This window comes from Bacillus massiliigorillae (genome assembly GCF_000380245.2).
GTDB lineage: Bacteria > Bacillota > Bacilli > Bacillales > DSM-1321 > Bacillus_AD > Bacillus_AD massiliigorillae.
This window is the reverse complement of sequence record NZ_HG428741.1, coordinates 1488821-1506138: the sequence shown is the minus strand read 5'-3', so window position 1 is coordinate 1506138 and position 17318 is coordinate 1488821. Positions and strand designations below refer to the sequence as shown.

At 31.1% G+C, this 17318-nt stretch carries 13 protein-coding genes and 2 pseudogenes; 3 read left to right on the top strand and 12 right to left on the bottom strand.

Annotation, left to right across the window (positions count from 1 at the left end):
• Window positions 1–211 precede the first annotated feature (211 nt).
• The gene (locus tag TX86_RS06985) at window positions 212–1546 is read right to left on the bottom strand and encodes a D-arabinono-1,4-lactone oxidase (protein ID WP_042347496.1); all 1335 of its coding nucleotides are present in this window, start codon (window positions 1544–1546) and stop codon (window positions 212–214) included.
• The gene (locus tag TX86_RS06980; RefSeq protein WP_042350267.1) at window positions 1543–2697 is read right to left on the bottom strand and encodes an amino acid deaminase/aldolase; all 1155 of its coding nucleotides are present in this window, start codon (window positions 2695–2697) and stop codon (window positions 1543–1545) included. The genes TX86_RS06985 and TX86_RS06980 overlap by 4 nt, the downstream gene beginning before the upstream one ends.
• 302 nt (window positions 2698–2999) lie before the next feature.
• Between TX86_RS06980 and TX86_RS26620 the strand changes: the two genes are divergently transcribed.
• Window positions 3000–3167 carry a hypothetical protein gene (locus TX86_RS26620; protein ID WP_154663067.1) on the top strand — a complete coding sequence of 56 codons (168 nt, stop codon included), beginning with the start codon at window positions 3000–3002 and terminating at the stop codon, window positions 3165–3167.
• Window positions 3168–3505: 338 nt separating this feature from the next.
• Here TX86_RS26620 and TX86_RS06975 read toward each other — a convergent pair whose 3' ends face one another.
• From TX86_RS06975 to TX86_RS06950, 6 genes are all read right to left on the bottom strand, one after another.
• The gene (locus TX86_RS06975) at window positions 3506–4087 is read right to left on the bottom strand and encodes a protoglobin domain-containing protein (protein ID WP_052343568.1); all 582 of its coding nucleotides are present in this window, start codon (window positions 4085–4087) and stop codon (window positions 3506–3508) included.
• A gap of 135 nt (window positions 4088–4222) precedes the next feature.
• On the bottom strand, window positions 4223–4591 hold the full coding sequence (locus TX86_RS06970; RefSeq protein WP_042347495.1) for a hypothetical protein: 369 nt from the start codon (window positions 4589–4591) through the stop codon (window positions 4223–4225).
• 178 nt (window positions 4592–4769) lie between these two features.
• On the bottom strand, window positions 4770–5540 hold the full coding sequence (locus TX86_RS06965; protein WP_042347494.1) for an ABC transporter permease: 771 nt from the start codon (window positions 5538–5540) through the stop codon (window positions 4770–4772).
• A complete protein-coding gene (locus TX86_RS06960) occupies window positions 5530–6417 on the bottom strand; it encodes an ATP-binding cassette domain-containing protein (RefSeq protein WP_042347493.1) in 888 nt (295 codons plus the stop codon). The genes TX86_RS06965 and TX86_RS06960 overlap by 11 nt, the downstream gene beginning before the upstream one ends.
• Window positions 6418–6673: 256 nt before the next feature.
• Complete coding sequence (locus tag TX86_RS06955; protein ID WP_042347492.1) at window positions 6674–8233, bottom strand: HAMP domain-containing sensor histidine kinase; 1560 nt, start codon at window positions 8231–8233, stop codon at window positions 6674–6676.
• Between the two features lie 2 nt (window positions 8234–8235).
• A complete protein-coding gene (locus tag TX86_RS06950; protein ID WP_042347491.1) occupies window positions 8236–8898 on the bottom strand; it encodes a response regulator transcription factor in 663 nt (220 codons plus the stop codon).
• A 297-nt stretch (window positions 8899–9195) separates the two neighbouring features.
• Between TX86_RS06950 and bla the strand changes: the two genes are divergently transcribed.
• Window positions 9196–9981 (top strand): subclass B1 metallo-beta-lactamase, encoded by a 786-nt coding sequence (gene bla / locus TX86_RS06945; protein ID WP_042347489.1) that lies wholly within the window; start codon window positions 9196–9198, stop codon window positions 9979–9981.
• 546 nt (window positions 9982–10527) lie between these two features.
• The gene (locus TX86_RS06940; RefSeq protein WP_042347487.1) at window positions 10528–12507 is read left to right on the top strand and encodes an S-layer homology domain-containing protein; all 1980 of its coding nucleotides are present in this window, start codon (window positions 10528–10530) and stop codon (window positions 12505–12507) included.
• A 722-nt stretch (window positions 12508–13229) separates the two neighbouring features.
• On the opposite strand, the gene TX86_RS27760 is transcribed toward TX86_RS06940, so the two are convergent.
• The 4 genes and pseudogenes from TX86_RS27760 to TX86_RS06925 form a co-directional block, all read right to left on the bottom strand.
• Window positions 13230–13823: a methyl-accepting chemotaxis protein gene (locus TX86_RS27760; RefSeq protein ID WP_439096844.1), complete on the bottom strand. Its 594-nt coding sequence runs from the start codon at window positions 13821–13823 to the stop codon at window positions 13230–13232.
• A 168-nt stretch (window positions 13824–13991) separates the two neighbouring features.
• A pseudogene (locus TX86_RS27755) lies at window positions 13992–14516 on the bottom strand (protoglobin domain-containing protein); the annotation flags it as partial.
• Between the two features lie 776 nt (window positions 14517–15292).
• Window positions 15293–16063 (bottom strand): glycoside hydrolase family 16 protein, encoded by a 771-nt coding sequence (locus TX86_RS06930; protein ID WP_052343567.1) that lies wholly within the window; start codon window positions 16061–16063, stop codon window positions 15293–15295.
• A gap of 782 nt (window positions 16064–16845) precedes the next feature.
• A pseudogene (locus TX86_RS06925) lies at window positions 16846–17112 on the bottom strand (peptidylprolyl isomerase); the annotation flags it as partial.
• Window positions 17113–17318: the final 206 nt, after the last annotated feature.

Below are 17318 nucleotides of genomic sequence, written 5' to 3'. Positions count from 1 at the left end.
AGTTAAAGCAGCTAAAAATAATACCAAAATAGCAAATATCTAATACCAAAAATCTGATATTTATTAAATGACACAGTTTTTGCAATATGTACGCTTTATTGTTATATGTAAAGAACTTAAAAAAATAAGACGATATTCCAAAATATAATGGAATATCGTCTTTTTCTTTCACAATATTTTTACCACTTTATTTACAGGTTCTTAAGAACTTTTACAAGTTTAACACTTGGTTTTCCGTTGTATTAGAAAATAAATCCGCTAAATAATCATTCAGAAAAATCCCCTTAGGATCTAATTCATTTCTAATTATTTGGAAATCTGTAAACTTAGGATATAAATCTCGTAATTCTCTATTGCTTCTTTTATGCATTTTTCCCCAATGAGGACGCCCTTCATATTTTTTCATAATTTGTTCCATATCATAAAAATACTCTTCGTATGGCATTCCTTTATACATATGAAAAGCGATATAAAACGAGTCACGATTATATGCTGGACTAAGCCAAATTTCATCTCCTTTTACCGTCCGACACTCTATAGGGAAATGGACATTGTATCGTTTTGTTTCTATTTGCTTCCTGATTTCACGTAAAACACTCTTCATATGCTCCAAAGGAATAGAGTATTCAACTTCCCTAAACCGAACTAGGCGTGGTGTAGCAAATAGATTATAGCTATGCGATGTAATGTTTGCTTTTCCTATTGCTTTAGCAGACATTTTACTAAAAAAAGAGCTTGTTTTAGGGAAGATTCTACATGTTTCAGAAATGATATAAAATAAGTAGTTTTCAAGAATAAGATTTTTATAATAATGACCTTTTAAACTTTGAGGGCTTTTATCTGTAATATTCATCGTTTTAACTTGAACTAAGTCTGAAAAAGGAAATAAGTAAAACTCGAAATGGCGATTTGTATGAATTAATGCTTCTAAATGCTTTTCAAGATGTTCATACGAAATTTTATCACTAATATATTCATATACTGGACTTTTTATAATTCTCACAGTAACTTCTACAATTATGCCTAACATCCCAAGTGAAACAAGACTAGCTTTGAAATATTCTGGATTATTTTTTTCGGATAGAGACAACACTTCACCTGAAGCAGTAACTAATTTCAATGCTATCACTTGAGTGGAAACATTTCCAAAAGCTAAGCCAGTACCATGCGTTCCAGTAGATAGTGCTCCAGCAATACTTTGAACATTCACGTCTCCTAGATTTTCCTGAGAATAACCTTTTTTACCAAGAGCTTCTCCAATAGCATACAATCTTGTTCCAGCAAGAATAGTGGCTGTATCTTCTTCTTCATTTAGTTCTTGTATTCCACTTAATAAATCCAATGATAATAGCCAATCATTTGTTTGAACAATTTTAGTAAACGAATGCCCTGCGCCAACTACTCGAATTTTCTTATTATGTAAAGCCGCATCCTTTACAATTGTACATACTTCTTCAATAGAACTTGGGTATATGATTTTTTCTGGAGTGCTTACACTAGTATGTGCCCAGTTTTTCCATGTTTGTTTTTCAACTATTTTAGTCATAAAAAACATCCCCCTTCTCCACGATACGTTTCGTATCGTTCAATTATTTGACCATTTGATATACAAACGATTTCCTGAAAACGCTCACAAATTTCTCCAGCTTTTGCAGCTCTAAAAATGATTGGATCTCCTATTTGCAATTGGGCTTCATCAAAGTAGACGGGTGTTTGCACCTCCCCTGCTCCTTCTAACGGAAGAAGCCTACCACCTTTTGGATAGACAGGCTGTGGAACTTTATCTTTACCTGCAGGTCCTGATGAAATATATCCACCTCCAAGACAAGTATATATATGAGGAGAAGGTATTCTTACGATTGGTAATGCAAAGAATAAGGCCGGTTTATATTGAAATGAAGAATAATAGTCGAATAATAACGGGGAATAAATACCTGAACCAACCGTTATTTCTGTGACAACTTCTTCTTTTGAAGTGGTATCCATGCTTCCTGTTCCGCCACCATTTACTAGTGTAAGTATAAATCCTTCCTGTTTTAGAGCATCAACCATTCTTTTTCGTCGTTGAGCGATTTCTTGAATCGATTTTCTTTTCATATATGCCACAACTTTATTCTTCAATTGCTGCGAAGGCATTTGTTCTCCAACACCTGCAATTTGTGCCTCATACCCCATTAAACCAATCAGTTCTAAATGTTCACAGTTCTTTATTTTCCTCGCAACTTGTAGGACATCTATTTCATTAGTAAGTGGTGATCTCCTAACACCGAAGTGAAGAGAGCCAAATTTTGTACTCATGTCAACATCAATACAAATATTTAGTTTACCATTCACTTGTTGACCAATACGTTCTAAAAAGTCGATATGCTCCTCCGAATCTACCATGCATATTATTCTTCTACCATTTTTATTATGCTTCGCAATTTCACCGATAGCTTCTTCATCCCAGCATGGATAACCTAGCAATAGATCATCAAAACCTTTTTCTATTAAAAATACAGCTTCACGTGGACTAAAGCACATTAACCCTTTAAATACGCTATCCGATTCTAGTATTCGTTGTAAAACTTTAGCAGAGCGAATCGATTTTGTTGCAATTCGAATAGTCTTTCCATTTGCTTTAGCTGCAATGCTTTTACAATTACTTTCAAACGCAGCTTCATCTAACAGTAATGCTGGTAAAGGTATTTGTTTCATTAATTCTCTTGAAAGCACGTAAAACACCACATTTCTGAATTATTTAATACTCGAATTCTTTATATTATAAACGAAAACGAATCATTCATGAATGTTTTTTCTGAAAATTCAGAATTAAAATTCCCAACGTTCTTTATTTACCGCTTTACAACATTCAAATATTTTTTTCACCAATCAATCCCTATCAATGATTCACAGCAAATTCATAGACAACAAGTCACTTATGACTAAAAATTAAGTAAATTACAATATATCAAAATAATGCTATAATAAAAAAAAGTCCATTTTAGGAGATGTTTTATTTGTTAGACAGCAGCTTTGAAACGTCAGCTATCATTTTAGCAATCATGATCTTTGTTATATTTTGCTTTTTTATAGTCTTTGTTGCTATTAATACGAAAAAAGCAAAAGCAGACTCTACAACAAATACTAGTGATTCAAATGATTCTCAAAAAAAGAAGGTAGATTAAGTAGTCTTAAATCATAAAAGTATGTGAAATTAACATTATGCGTGTATCTTTGTTAATCGTTCGCATACTTTTTTATTATTTCATCAGCATTTACAGTTAATTTTCGAACTTCTTTTGCAACGACGTTAACCCCCTTACCACGTTCTCCTGCAATGATTGTGACGCTAACAAATTATCTTTAGCGTATGAAATGAATTTTTTTTGATTAACGATTGTAGAAATGTTTGTCGTTTTAAAACAAAAAATAATCCCCTTCACTCATTGAGTTGGAGATTATTTTTTCTCATAACTTTATACAATTTTCTTTCAAAAAGATACACTTCCCATATATAGTAGTTTTACATTTTCACTATTACATCATCTTGCATCTTGATTTTGGCAGCTACTCTCTCATATGCATCTAAAACAATTTGTTGTTCAAGATTTACTAACTTTGATATTGATTCAATTGATCGTACACATAATCCTTTATCCTTGATTGATTCATTCATTATTTGAATTAGTGATAAAAAAATACTCTGGAAGGCACTCATATACCACTTAGGCTTTAATCCAATTTGCACATGAACCTCGGCAATTATTTTCCTCTTATTTATAAATTGCTCATCAATATGTCCATCAAACAATTCAATAATATGTTGTCGAAGTGTTCGCTTCAATCGATCGATACTACTATGATTTTGTATGATTTCAATTAAGGATGATTCAACAGCAATAATTTTGTAAAATTCATTTACTAAATCATCGATATGTTGGACAACCGTATCTCTAATACAATGAACAATTTGTAAATCTTCATATCTTAAATCAATCATTTGGATTTGTTTTTGTAAATCAATATTATCTCCAACACTTATATGAACTCCCGATTCATTAAATGTATCAATCTCATCTATTATTTTTTCCTCTGTTAAAAGCATTACCCTTCCCCCAAGTTTACAATGTATGAAAAACATGTAAATTATATCAAAGAAACTCATACTATAATGGGTATAAACGCTAATAATTATTACATTTTTGTGTTATTTTAGAAAAACTTCCCTTATTACACAATATTAGTTTGCTTTATTAAAAAAATAATCCCCATCTTCAAAAAGAGCATATTCTTCTTTACTAACACCATCTTTTGTTAAATACTCTAATATAATTTTTAAAGGTTCTTTTGTATCCGCTTTTTGGGTGCCTTTAATTTTAATAATAGGAAGTTCTTTATCATCTCTCGAATAATCAATCGTAAAATAGAAAACCTCTCCGTCTTGTGAATCATTTACCAAGTTTATTTGAAATCCATGAAACTCTACATCCTTTTCATTTTCAACAATCATCATTGCCATCGTTTGGAATTCAGGAAAATAATATACAGCGTAAGATTCATTCATTTCTTTCATATTATTAGTTTTAAAAATAGATTTATAGTTATTCATAATACCATCCCCATGTTAATTTACTGTTCACTTTACTATATCAATAATATCATTTTCTTTGTTGAAAAAAACCTCCACTCAAATGAGAGGAGACTTTTAAATAAGTTGATATCACTAAATAAACCAGCACGCTTTATTGCTGTTCCATGGAGATTTGTATCATTAAATCTTTTCTCTTCTACTTTACAACCCGTCTATCCCTATAAATAGATACCGCTAACACAATACCTGAAACTGCTCCAAAGAATAAAAATGCTTGAATAAGTGGAACGAAATTGTAGCTACCTTTCTGCCAGAAATCGATAAAGTCCCTGCTAATATAACTCATCGGAAGGGTCTTGGCTACTGCCTGTAATGCCTCTGGCAAGTTCTCCATTGTAACCCCCATCATGCCACATAAAATCATAATCCCAAAATAGAGCACCATTGCTACACAATAAGTCGGGCCAAATTTTTTAAAAATATTAGAAAGTCCATGTGCCAAAACAAAAAAGAAGATTCCTAGTAAATATAAACAGACAAGCAAGATAAGTGCTGAACTAAGTTTCGGTGTTTGTAGATCAAGGAAGAGGAAATCAGCTACAACATAAATAATAAGAGCAAATGTCATCACTAGTAGCTGGGCAATAATCTTGGCTGTTATAACAGTTCTTTCTCGAAATCCAAACAATCTCATCCGAATTGGTATTTCCTTCTCTAACTCTTGAGAATACGTTGCGGCATAGCCGAGCAAGATAATCGCCATTGGAATGATTAAGCTCATTGTAATAAATACACTTGTATTTACTTCTGGTACCATCGCTTTCGGCACTTCACTTGCAACAGCCTTCGTTATAAGAAAAGACATTAAAATAGGAAACACAATCCCGAAAAAGGAAACGAATGGATTCCCTATAATATTACGCATTTCATACACAATTAAACTCCCGCTAAAATTCTTACCCTTCATGACGCACTTCTCCTTTCTCGTAAAATGATTCCTTTGCATTAATAGACATAATTTCAATATCATTATTACTTCTCTTAAAGTTTATATCGTTTTGAATTAACAATGATGTAATTTCTCCTTCAATCTCTCTATCTTTACAAGATAAAGCAATTAAATGATTGGGTGCCTTTAATTTTGGAAACACAGCTGTTAATTGTTCATTTTTAACATTGTTATCAACAGTAATAATGGCATTTCCGCAATACGTATGAAATAGCTCTTCTTTTCCCCCAAAAGCTACGACCTTTCCTTTCTCTAAAATTAAGATTTTATCTACTAATTGTTCTAATTCCTCATAATAATGAGAGACAACGCAAAGTGTCGTTTTTTTATTTTCATACCATTGCACTAACTTTTCCATCAATTTCTGTCTTGTTTCAAAATCAAGACCCGAAGTTACCTCATCAAAAAAGGTAAGCGGCGCATCCTGAATCATTACCATAATTATTGTCAGTCTTTGCTTTTGCCCTCCTGAAAGTGCGGAAAATTTTTTCTTTAAGCATCCCTCAAAATCGAAAAATGAAATCAAATCCTGTAACTGTTTATTTTTCTTAATCTTTGTGCATAAGAGAGTTTCCATAATATGTTTTACACTCATCGTGCTCACATAATTATTTTGCTGCATATGAACAGCCATTTCTTCTGGCTGAAGTTGCGTATTAATACTTCCTTTATAATCAGTCAATCCAAGAATTGATTTTACAAACGTTGTCTTTCCAGCACCATTAGAGCCAATAATCCCTATTCGTTCTCCTTGTTCGAATTCAATTGGTTTTTCAATGTTAAGTGCTACTTGTTTACCATATTGAACGTGTAAATGCTTAATTGTCACTAACATCCCTGTCACTTCCTCCCATCTGTATAGATCATCTATTCATTTGTTATCCTTACAATTACATTAACAAATGCGTATGAATTTCAGATGAAGACTATATGCATTTGTTTTAATACTTCTTCTTCATAAAGAGTTTCTTTATGAACGTTTTCATTCATCTCCCCTTGAGTACATGACGAGTTCTTAGCAGCTGTTATCACCACTTATTTTGACTGGATGTCACAAAATGTTGAAAGGGATTCCTAATGACAAATATACCTTATGAAAATAGAAGCTTCGCTTGAACGCCTCCATCAATATTAGTAATCTTTATTTCACAACCTAACAATTTTGCATAATAGGAAATAACATAAAGCCCTAATCCATGCCCTTTGTTCTTTGTATTACTACTAACAAATGGTTCATAAATATGCGGCAGTAATTCTTCCTCAATGAATGTTCCATAATTTTTAATAGAGATCTGTTTGTCTGCAAAAATAATTTCAATTTTTTCTCCTAAGGGTGTATATTGAACAGCATTAGAAAGTAAATTATCGATTATTTTCTTCATTATTTCTCTATCTGTTTGTACCAATGCCATTGATCCCTCTTGACTAACAGTCAAACCTTTATCTGCCATTTGAATTTCATAAGCATATAATTGCTCTTGTACAACTTCTTCGATAGAAACAGATTCCATTTGTAATTCATCAACACAATGGTTTAAATATAAAATATTTTCTACAATCATTCTCATTGATTGGAGCTGTCCTTTTACCTGTGGCAAATACTCTTTTATATTTTTATATTTTCCTATCTCATTTACCATACTGTCTATTAATAATAATGCCGCTGTAATAGGTGTCTTTAACTGATGAGAGGACGCTCTTAAAAACACTTCCTGTCTTTTATTCTCTTCCGCTAGTGAAATATTCTTTTGCTCTAATTGTATGTAATTCTCCCGTAGCTGTTCATAAAGCTCATTTAGCGTTCTACCTAGCTCACCTATTTCATCATTTCCTGTAATTTTTAATGGCTCGATTTCTAAATTTTTTGCGCGTTTTACAGAATCAGCATATTTAGCCATACGAATAATTGGATTGATGATTTTCTTCGCGAACACTTGTGAAAGAATGAGCACTATAAAAAACACAACTGCTACTATCATTGGTAAGCTTCCAAAAATAATTGGCTTTATCTCTGCCATTTGTGGCGTCATAACAGAAAGAAGAGTAATAATCATAGATTTATCACTTTTTCCCATTGCTATATAAGACGTATACTGATTAGTCTCATCTGCTGAATTAGCTTCATACACGAATAACGCGTCAGATACTCGATGAAGCTTTGTTGTTTCTTCATGAAATTCATTTTGGGCATCTTTTATATCAAATTTGAATTTTAAAGGAAAATCCTTCTTCAATACATCCTCAGAAAATAATTTTTTCTTGATTAGCGAAAAATCAAATGTATCTTTGTCTATTTCCTTTAATTTATCTGAATCATCTGCATAACCCCTAAATTTTTCAATCATACTTTGTAATTGTTTATCTTCTATATTCACAGTCGCCTTAAAAAACTTATTAGTAACATAAAACTCACTCCCCTTATGAGGTATCTCTATCGTCACTAAACTAGTAGGGTTTTTAACCGTTAATTTATCATAACTTCTGTCCTTCATATATCCTTTTTGAATAGCTACGATTGTATTATAATTGCTGTTTTTCATATGATCTACATATAGTGATGGCAACATAAACGCAAAGTATCCTATAACAAAAGCCACCATTATAGCTGAAACGATCATACTATACAAAAATGTTTTTCTTGTTAGACCCATCACTATTCCTCCCGATTAAACTGATAGCCAACACCGATGATTGTTTTTATGTATTTTTTAGGTAGCTTCTTCCGTAAATTTTTTACGTGAGCATCAATAATACGATCGTTTCCAATATAATCTTCATTGAATATTTTCATAATCAATTGTTCCCTTGTAAATACTCGATTTGGTTCTTTTTTTAAAGATTGCAGCAATAGAAATTCACTTAAAGTTAAATTTAAATCTTTTCCGTTATAAAAAACTTGAAAAGATTCATCATAAATACATAATCCTTGTTCTGAAGCCTCTTGTTCTCCATGTCTTTTTGTTCTTCTTAATATTGCTTCCATCCGTTTCAATAAAATAATCGGTGATACTGGTTTGACAACATAATCATCTGCATATAAATTAAACGCTTTTATTTGTGTTTGTTCATCTTCTAGAGCCGTTAGCATAATCGTTGCTAACTGCGGTTTGTTCTCTCTAATATATTGAAGCACTTCCAAGCCACTTTTTTGGGGAACCATAATGTCTAGAACCGCTAAATCAAACTGTGATGATTCTAATAACTGTATTGCTTCTTCTCCATCAGCAACAGGGCTAACCTTATAGTTTTGCATCTTCATATATTCAGTTAAAACCTCTTGAATCGTCGGTTCATCTTCTAAAAATAATATTCGCATCCTATAGCTCCTCTTTTTTCCTAATTATAACAAACACATATGAATCTCAGATGAAGATTAACTGCACATTATTTGGCATAAAAAAATTAACTAATCTTTTGAGAGATAGAAAAATATAATTTTTATCCTTTGCCATATTGTCTGTCTACAATGAACATATTCAATCTTAGTCTCTTTAATATTTAAATATCTTAGACAACCATCTTATTAACCTCATTTAGAAAATTATAGTTAATAAGTTGAAAACTAACATATCCTTCTATATAATGGCTAAGATGTAGAAAGGTGGTTACTTTTATGAAGAGTATTCAAAAATATTTTATCGTTATCTTTACTAGTTTGATTGTTGTGCTGATGAGTATCAGTGCACCTGTATCTGCTCAAGAACAAAAATTCAAACAAAATGTCATAACAAACAAAGATGAATCAGTAATACTAACGAAAATCAATAAAAAAGTGTGGGTTCACACTTCATATACCGAAATTGATGGTTTTCGAATCGCAGCGAACGGCTTAGTTCTTAACACTTCTAAAGGAATTGTTTTAGTAGATGCAACTTGGGACAATCAATTGGCATCTCAATTATTAGAAATGATCCAAAATGAATTCCATAAGCCTATAAAGCTAGCTATTATTACTCATCATAAATATGACAGAATAGGTGGTATTCAAGCATTACTTGATAAAAATATTAAAACAATCAGCACCCCAGAAGTAGTAAAGTTAGCTAAAGAATTCAATTATCCAACACCAGAACCTATTTTGAATTCAGATATTTCAAAATTAAAAATAGGTGATTTAAAAATTGAAACCTATTTCCCTGGTGAGGCACATACAACCGATAATATTACAGTATGGCTACCTCAGTACAAGCTGCTATTTGGAGATATGATCTTTGCTCTCGAACAGCAGAACACTGGAATTATCGATGAGGCAAACATGTTAGCTTGGCCTAATACAATGAGAAATCTATTAACAACTTATAGCAACGCTAAAATTGTTATACCAGGGCATAAAACTTGGGGAGACTTTAGCTTACTTCCACATACTTTAGATGTTATTGAACAATACAATAATAATTAATACTTGAGGGCGACCCAAAAAGTGATAATTAATTACTTTCTGGTCGTCTTTTTTCGTCTCAACGAATTCGTTTTCAATCCTTTTTCATATAATCAATCTATTACACTAAAGTTTACTAATATCTCACCTTTTTCATTCATTACAATTGCATTTAACGTTCACCAAATACACAACCACCGTCAATCTTTATGTAAAACCATATATACTCATATAGAATTCAGGTAGACAAATGCAAAGATAAGAAGATTTGTTTCTCTTAATCTATAGATCTAAACGAAATGTTCCACCCGTTGCTACCTTTATTACATCTTCTCATGAACCCAAACATAATTCTTAAAATGAACTGTTAATATAACTAAACAGAGATTAATTATTATAATTTTCTGATTTTTATTACATGTAAATCATATTCAATTCATTGTTTTTAAAAGAATCTCAAGTTATCATATAGTTAATTGACACAATATTTAAAATTTTAACTAGATACTAGAATAATAGCTTAAAAACTTAAGGTATAGTGTATTTAACATTGAAAGGAGTATAGTTATGAAGAAAATCGCATTATTTCTTATGAGTACTTTGCTAATTGTTTTACTTTTACCAAGCAACCAAACCTCTGCAGCTGGACTTGATCAAGAATGGAAAAAAATGATTAATCAGGGTGTTGTCATTAAAAATGAAAAAGGAGTCTATCCTACTGATACTGGAATTATAACCAGAGAAGAATTCGCAACATATATTAGTAATGCATTAAAACTACCAAGTGGCCCAAATCAATTCAATGATGTAAATTCAAAGTCTATTTATGCACCTGGTATTAATGCTGCAGCTAAAGCGGGTATTGTTAATGGAACAACGTCCAAGACTTTTTTACCTAAACAAAATATTACAAGAGAACAAATGTCGTTAATGATGAATCGAGCAATGAACTATCTGAAAATTGAACAAAAAACTATCTCACTTACTTTTAAAGATAGTAATCTGCTTTCATCATCAGATTCAAGAAAAGCGGTAGCCAATATGGTAGCTTATAAAATCATACTTGGATATCCAACAAATGAATTTAAACCAAAAGAGAATGCACAAAGAAATCAAGCGGCTGCATTCATTAACCGTATGTTAGGTGTGGCTGAGAATAATACGACGCCAACTCCTGAACCAGAAAAAGATGTATATACTATTGGGGCAATTGACTCTAGCGAAATAGTAAAGCCTACTAACAAGGTATATAAAAATTTTGAAGAGGCTGATAAAAATTTCGGTACTGCTTCGAATCAAGTAATTTCATATAATGGTATGATTGTAAAAATGAATAAAGGAATCGTTGTTGCGAAAGCTAACAGCGGTAAAGAGACTAATGTTTATACCACTGCACAATTTCAAAAAGTCAAGTTAGGTATGTCTTATGGTTCAGAAATGGAATACGTTTCATCTAATGCAACGAGTATTCGAGTTAATATTGCGGGGCAAGATGGCTATGTAAAGTATTCTGAAGCATATTTACTACCTGAAGTAGTAGATGCAAATAGAACGTACTATTCAGTGGATGATAAAAGAAATCTCTTTTTGAATATTTACAATCCAATCTCTAAAACAAAAAGTCCACAAGTGTTTTATGGAAAGGCTCCTGCTTCTTTCACAATAGGAGGTAAATATTACAGTAGAGACGGTGTGAATTTCACAGATAAAAATGGAACAAGCGTCGCGAGTGTTTACCAATACTTTAACGTCTTACCATTTAGAACAACTACAAATTATAATGCGACTGAATTAGAACAAATTATCAAAAATAGACTAGCTTCCCGCGAAGCTCTTTATAAAAAAGATCCAAAAGGGTATCCTCAATATAAGGATGCTACTACGAAAAGTAAACTGCTTGGTTTAGGAAAATCCTTTAAGGAAGCTGAATCAAAATATAAGCTAAATGCATTAATGCTTTTGGCACAAGCGATTCATGAAAGTGATTATGGAATGAGTAACAAAGCTCAAAATAAGAAAAACCTATTTGGTATGGAAGTCTATGATAGTGTTGTAGATGCTGGCAAAACTTATGCTAATCCGCAAGATAGCATTGCAGATCTAGCAACATCAGTATTAAATAAAAATTATATTCCTGCTGATGGCGGTTATGCGAATGGAGCAAATTTAGGAAATAAATACAGAGGCGTAAATGTTCGATATACAACCGATCCATACTGGGGTCAAAAAATTGCAGGACATTTATATAGCTTGGACTTAGATATGGGTGGTAAGGATTTTATTAATAATACCAATCCTTATAAACTATATAATGTAGTTTCACCAAGCGCACAGCAATTAAATGTACGTTCAGAACCAAACAGTTCAGCAACAAAATTATATACGTATAAAGTAATGTATTCTGTTATTGCCTCTCTTTCCAGTGAAAAGAAATCTGATTATACATGGCATAAAATTCTATCAGATAGTAATGATGAGAAATATGGCTATGTAGCAGAAGGAGACCAATTTGAAAAGTTTATAGAGCCATTAAATATAGCTAAATAATAAAAACATCCCCTTCTCTATTGAGTTGGGGATTTAAAATATGTACATGATTGGATTAAGAAAATCCGATCATAGCACAAAAGGGTTACTTTAAAAGTAATATATCGGAATAGTTTTTTCAATCAAATAACATAACTTTTCATATTTTTTTCACAATTGCAATGTAAGTTAAGTACATTGATATAGATTTGCATTTGGTACAGTTTTGAAACTATTGATTTCCTTTATGTCTGTTACATTAATTAGCAGGAAACATTTTTCGTATAGAAACACATTATCACATTTGTGAAAACTTATAAAAGATTATATTAATACTATATTAATATATTAACAACATCTTGATAGTGTTAACCATATTGAGGTATACTGTATTAGTATTCATTAAGAGTTCTATCCTATAAGTTTTATGTCGAGAAGAAGGCTTCAGATTAAACTGAAGTCTTTTTCATTATATAAATAAGAAGATTCCTATTCCCTATTTTGACAACCGTATTTGTATTTTTTTTGATTAATTGCTTATATGATAGTGAAAAACATTAATAAAGACATTGAAGAAATTAAACAAGATACCAAAGAAAACAATAAATACCTAATCAGTGTTAATAATTCGAGCACACCTCTTTTAGTTTGTTTCATTAACTTTATCCTTCTCAGGTATTCGTAATTCTCAAATTACTACAAAAAAACCCTACCATATATGGTAGAGCAAAATTTATTCATCATCAATCCATTTCATTTGTAATTATCGATAGTTGATTTGCGGATTGTGCCACATCTTCAAAAGCTATGTTGGTATCAGTCATAAACGTTTTAAATACACTTGCTTCCTCTTCTATCTGATTGTTTTTAATTTTTATTTCATCTAATGTTTGTAAAATATCTGAGAAGTAATTTTTTATTTCTTTCATATATCCTTTTCCTGATTCAGTATCTTTTTGAACATGTTCTAAAGAATCATAAAGGTTATTCACAAGAATCATTGAATTAGAAATTAATGAAAAAACATTTTCTGAAGATTGCTTTGTACTATATGATAACTTTCTAACCTCTTCTGCTACCACTGCAAAACTATTTCCATACTTACCTGCTCTTGCGGCCTCTATTGACGCATTTAATGCTAGAAGATTAGTTTCATCCGCTATGCCTTTCACGATTTGTACAATACTTTGCATATCTTTAATTGTATCCAATAGCTTATTAACATCCTCATGAATTTTTTTCACAGCTATATTGGTATTACTTAAATTATCATATTGGAATTGAAGTTGTTTTTGACCATCTTGGCCTCTTTCTCTAACCTGGTTAGACAATTCCATTCTAGCATATGTAAGTTTTGATATTTCGCTAGCTTTGCTATCCACTAATTGATAATTTGAAAGTGTCTTTTCGCAAATTTCAGCTAGGTTAAGGGCTGAATTATTAACCTGCTCTCGTATATTTCTTTTTTCTAAATCACCAATTTTTTCAATTCTTTTCGATTCTCTGTCATATGCATCTAAAACAATTTGCTGCTCTAAGCTTAACAACTTAGTAATTACTTCAATTCCCTTTATGCATTTTGTTTTATCTAATATCTCTTCTTGAACAATTTTTATTAAAGTCAATAATATACTTTGAAAAGCACTTAAATACCATTTTGGCTCTAAGCCAATCCTGACATGCACTTCGGCAATCTTTATTCTTTGTTTAAAAAAATTAGCATCAATTTGTCCATCGAATAATTCAATAATATGGATTCTTAAAGTTTGCTTTAATTTTTCAATAGAACTGTGTCGTTCAATAATACTAATTAATTGTGGTTGAAATTCTATATTTTGATAAAATTTATCCACTATCTGAGATATATGTCTTTCTATAATTGGCTTCAAAGATTTTACTATCTCTAAGTCTTTTATAGATAGTTCAATCATATTTATTTGCTTTTCTAGATCCGCTTCATTATTTATATCTAATTTTACAAGGAAATCATCCCTTCGTGTAATATCCTCATCTACTTCTTTTCTCTTCATAAAAAACATAACAATACCCCCCAATTTTTAACAATCAGTATAAGCATATCAAATTTATGCAAGGATATATAATACTATTTTTTAAAATTTTAATATAATTTCGGTAACTTACTCTCAGAAATTATACTTCTCAATAAAAAACATTGGGGAAATCAGTTAGAAGATACCTTATTTATAAATAAAAAAAGAGACAGAAAATAAATCCTATCTCAAACTTTTGAGGTTCCATCATAATGGAGGTTCATGGTTATAATATGTGCATTTTATAAAAATCCATACAAAAAAAGAAGTAGAATCATGTTCTACTTCTTTTCCAATAAAAATTACTCTTCCCCAACTTTAACTTCTTCTTTCATTAATAACATCTTGTTTGATGTCATGAACTGTATCGATATCTACTGCGTTTACTTAACCGAATACAATATGAACGCCAACTAAATTAAATAACCAGTATAATTTCAAAATATTAACTATATTTCCATCTTCATTTACTAAACCTTAAGCTAGTAATCCTGTCAATCATAGTGAAAAAACATAATTAAAACAATAATTCCATTAATAAAGTGAGCAACAAATAATATTACATTTTAACCTAAAATCAGAAGTGCTTTATTGGAGATAGCTCTAAAAAAATAGAATCAAACATAAAGCAAAAAAGACGCCTCTTTTACATGTTTAATACATGTGAAAACTCATCAATTACGTTATAGACTTTTATTGTAACATTCCTAAACTTCAATACTTATAGAAGTTCCAATTAATAATAGATATATTTTTTAATTCCTTGATTTATATGGATCAAACGTAAATTTCGATATAATGACCTCTACTTCACTATTATTGGTTGGTGCATCTCCATTAAACAACCATAGATTCATATGTATTTTTGCCTTTCCTTCGTCTGGAACGAGCTTACTTTGATAATTCCATCTTTGCCAAATAAAGTTTTGATTTGGTGCTTGTGCATAATGACCTCCAAGTGATTCAAATTCCACTTTTTTTGGTTGCCAATTAAAACTATGTGTTGAATAGGTTCCTTGTGGCATAGAACTATTAAAAGCGTGAAATTGCCTTTTCGTTTCAGAGCTCCAAATAGTATATTGCGTATTCGGGTAATGCTCGTCTGCCCATTTTGCAAATTCAATATCAATTTCTCGATAGCCTTTTTTTTGTGCATCAGGGGATTCCGTATCATATGTAAATAAACCAAAAACCACATTTGGATCTAATTCATCCAATTTTGCATCTAAATAAAACGTATATTTCCCATATCCGAGAACTTCTCTATTAATCACTTCCGCACCATACCAGCTTCCATCCCGGTACGTAAGTTTCATATGCAACTTCCCTGAAGAATCAACCCACACATTTGATTGGCTGTCACTGAAATAATTTGGACCTGGGCCTTGTAATACATCATTATGCCGAACATCCCAATCATATCCACTAAATCGGATTTGCCTTTCGTAAGCATTTGCCTTCGTATCTGAAATACAAAAAAAAGCAACAGATAATCCAATTAGTATACCTATTGTTTTTAGTTTCATTTTTAATGACTCCCTTCTTTGTACTAGCTTAGGGTGTTTAGTTCGTATGAAAAGGATTTCAAGAATGATTATTTTTTCAGTTTAATCTCCTTTCTGTATATATTCGGAATTTTGTTTTACATAATTACTATATCAAAATATCATTTTCTAAAAAACATTTTATTGAGATTTTAGAAATTTAAAACAAATTAGGATTTAACCTCTTTTTACAATGTATTTAATAGAATGCACTAAACATATAACTCACTCACGCTTTCCAAAACTACATTTCCTTTATAAGCTCTATTAGCAACAAAATTAAGAAAAGTGATCGCTCTTTTAATAGATTCTTAATTTGATTCTCTGGTCACTATTGCTGTGAAAGTCAAAGAGACTATTTTTTGTATTTTACCTAATTTTAACCTTTGTGTATTACACTATAGAGAATCATTTATCTCTTTTAAGTAAGTTTGGATGAAAGCTAATTCTGTTTTGGAGTCTTCTTTATTAGAAGGCTCTTTTTTTTACACATTCATCCTCCCTCTAACTCCGGCTTGTAATTATCTATAACATTTAATAAACATATTAAAATTTTCCATAAGATTTAAATAAAATCTTTCAACATCATTTTTTTCAATTTTCACAGTATAGCTATCGACCCAAGACATTTAGAATGTAGCTACTAATGTTGAAGAACTTTATCAAACTACAAAAGATTTATATATATATATTAATAAGAGAGGTTATAAAACATAAAAAAGAGACAGCCCTCAAGCTGCCTCGAATGTATCATTTTTCCTTAATTACTCTTCCCAAACTTTAACTTCTTTCATTACATCAACTTGTTTGATGTAATGAACTGTATCGATATCTTCTGCATTCATTTGACCGAATACAGTATGAGCTCCATCTAAATGTGGTTGTGCTTCATGAACGATAAAGTATTGGCATCCACCAGTATCTTTACCAGCATGAGCCTTTGATAAAGCACCTGCAACGTGCTTATGTGGATTTCCAGCAGTTTCACATTTAATTGAATAGCCAGGGCCACCCATACTATTCGGAATGGGATGTCTTAAATACCCCTAATTCCTCAGTAACAGGGTTGTCCATTTTTACTTCATTGAAAAATTGGATTTTATCTAGAGATAGATTTATTTTGATTTTGCCGTTTTTTTATTTGTTTTTGATAATGTTCAGCCTCATCATATATTTCAATAAACTCCTCAATTTCCTTTTTTAATCTAGAGATTCTTTCCGTAGAAATTGAGTTACT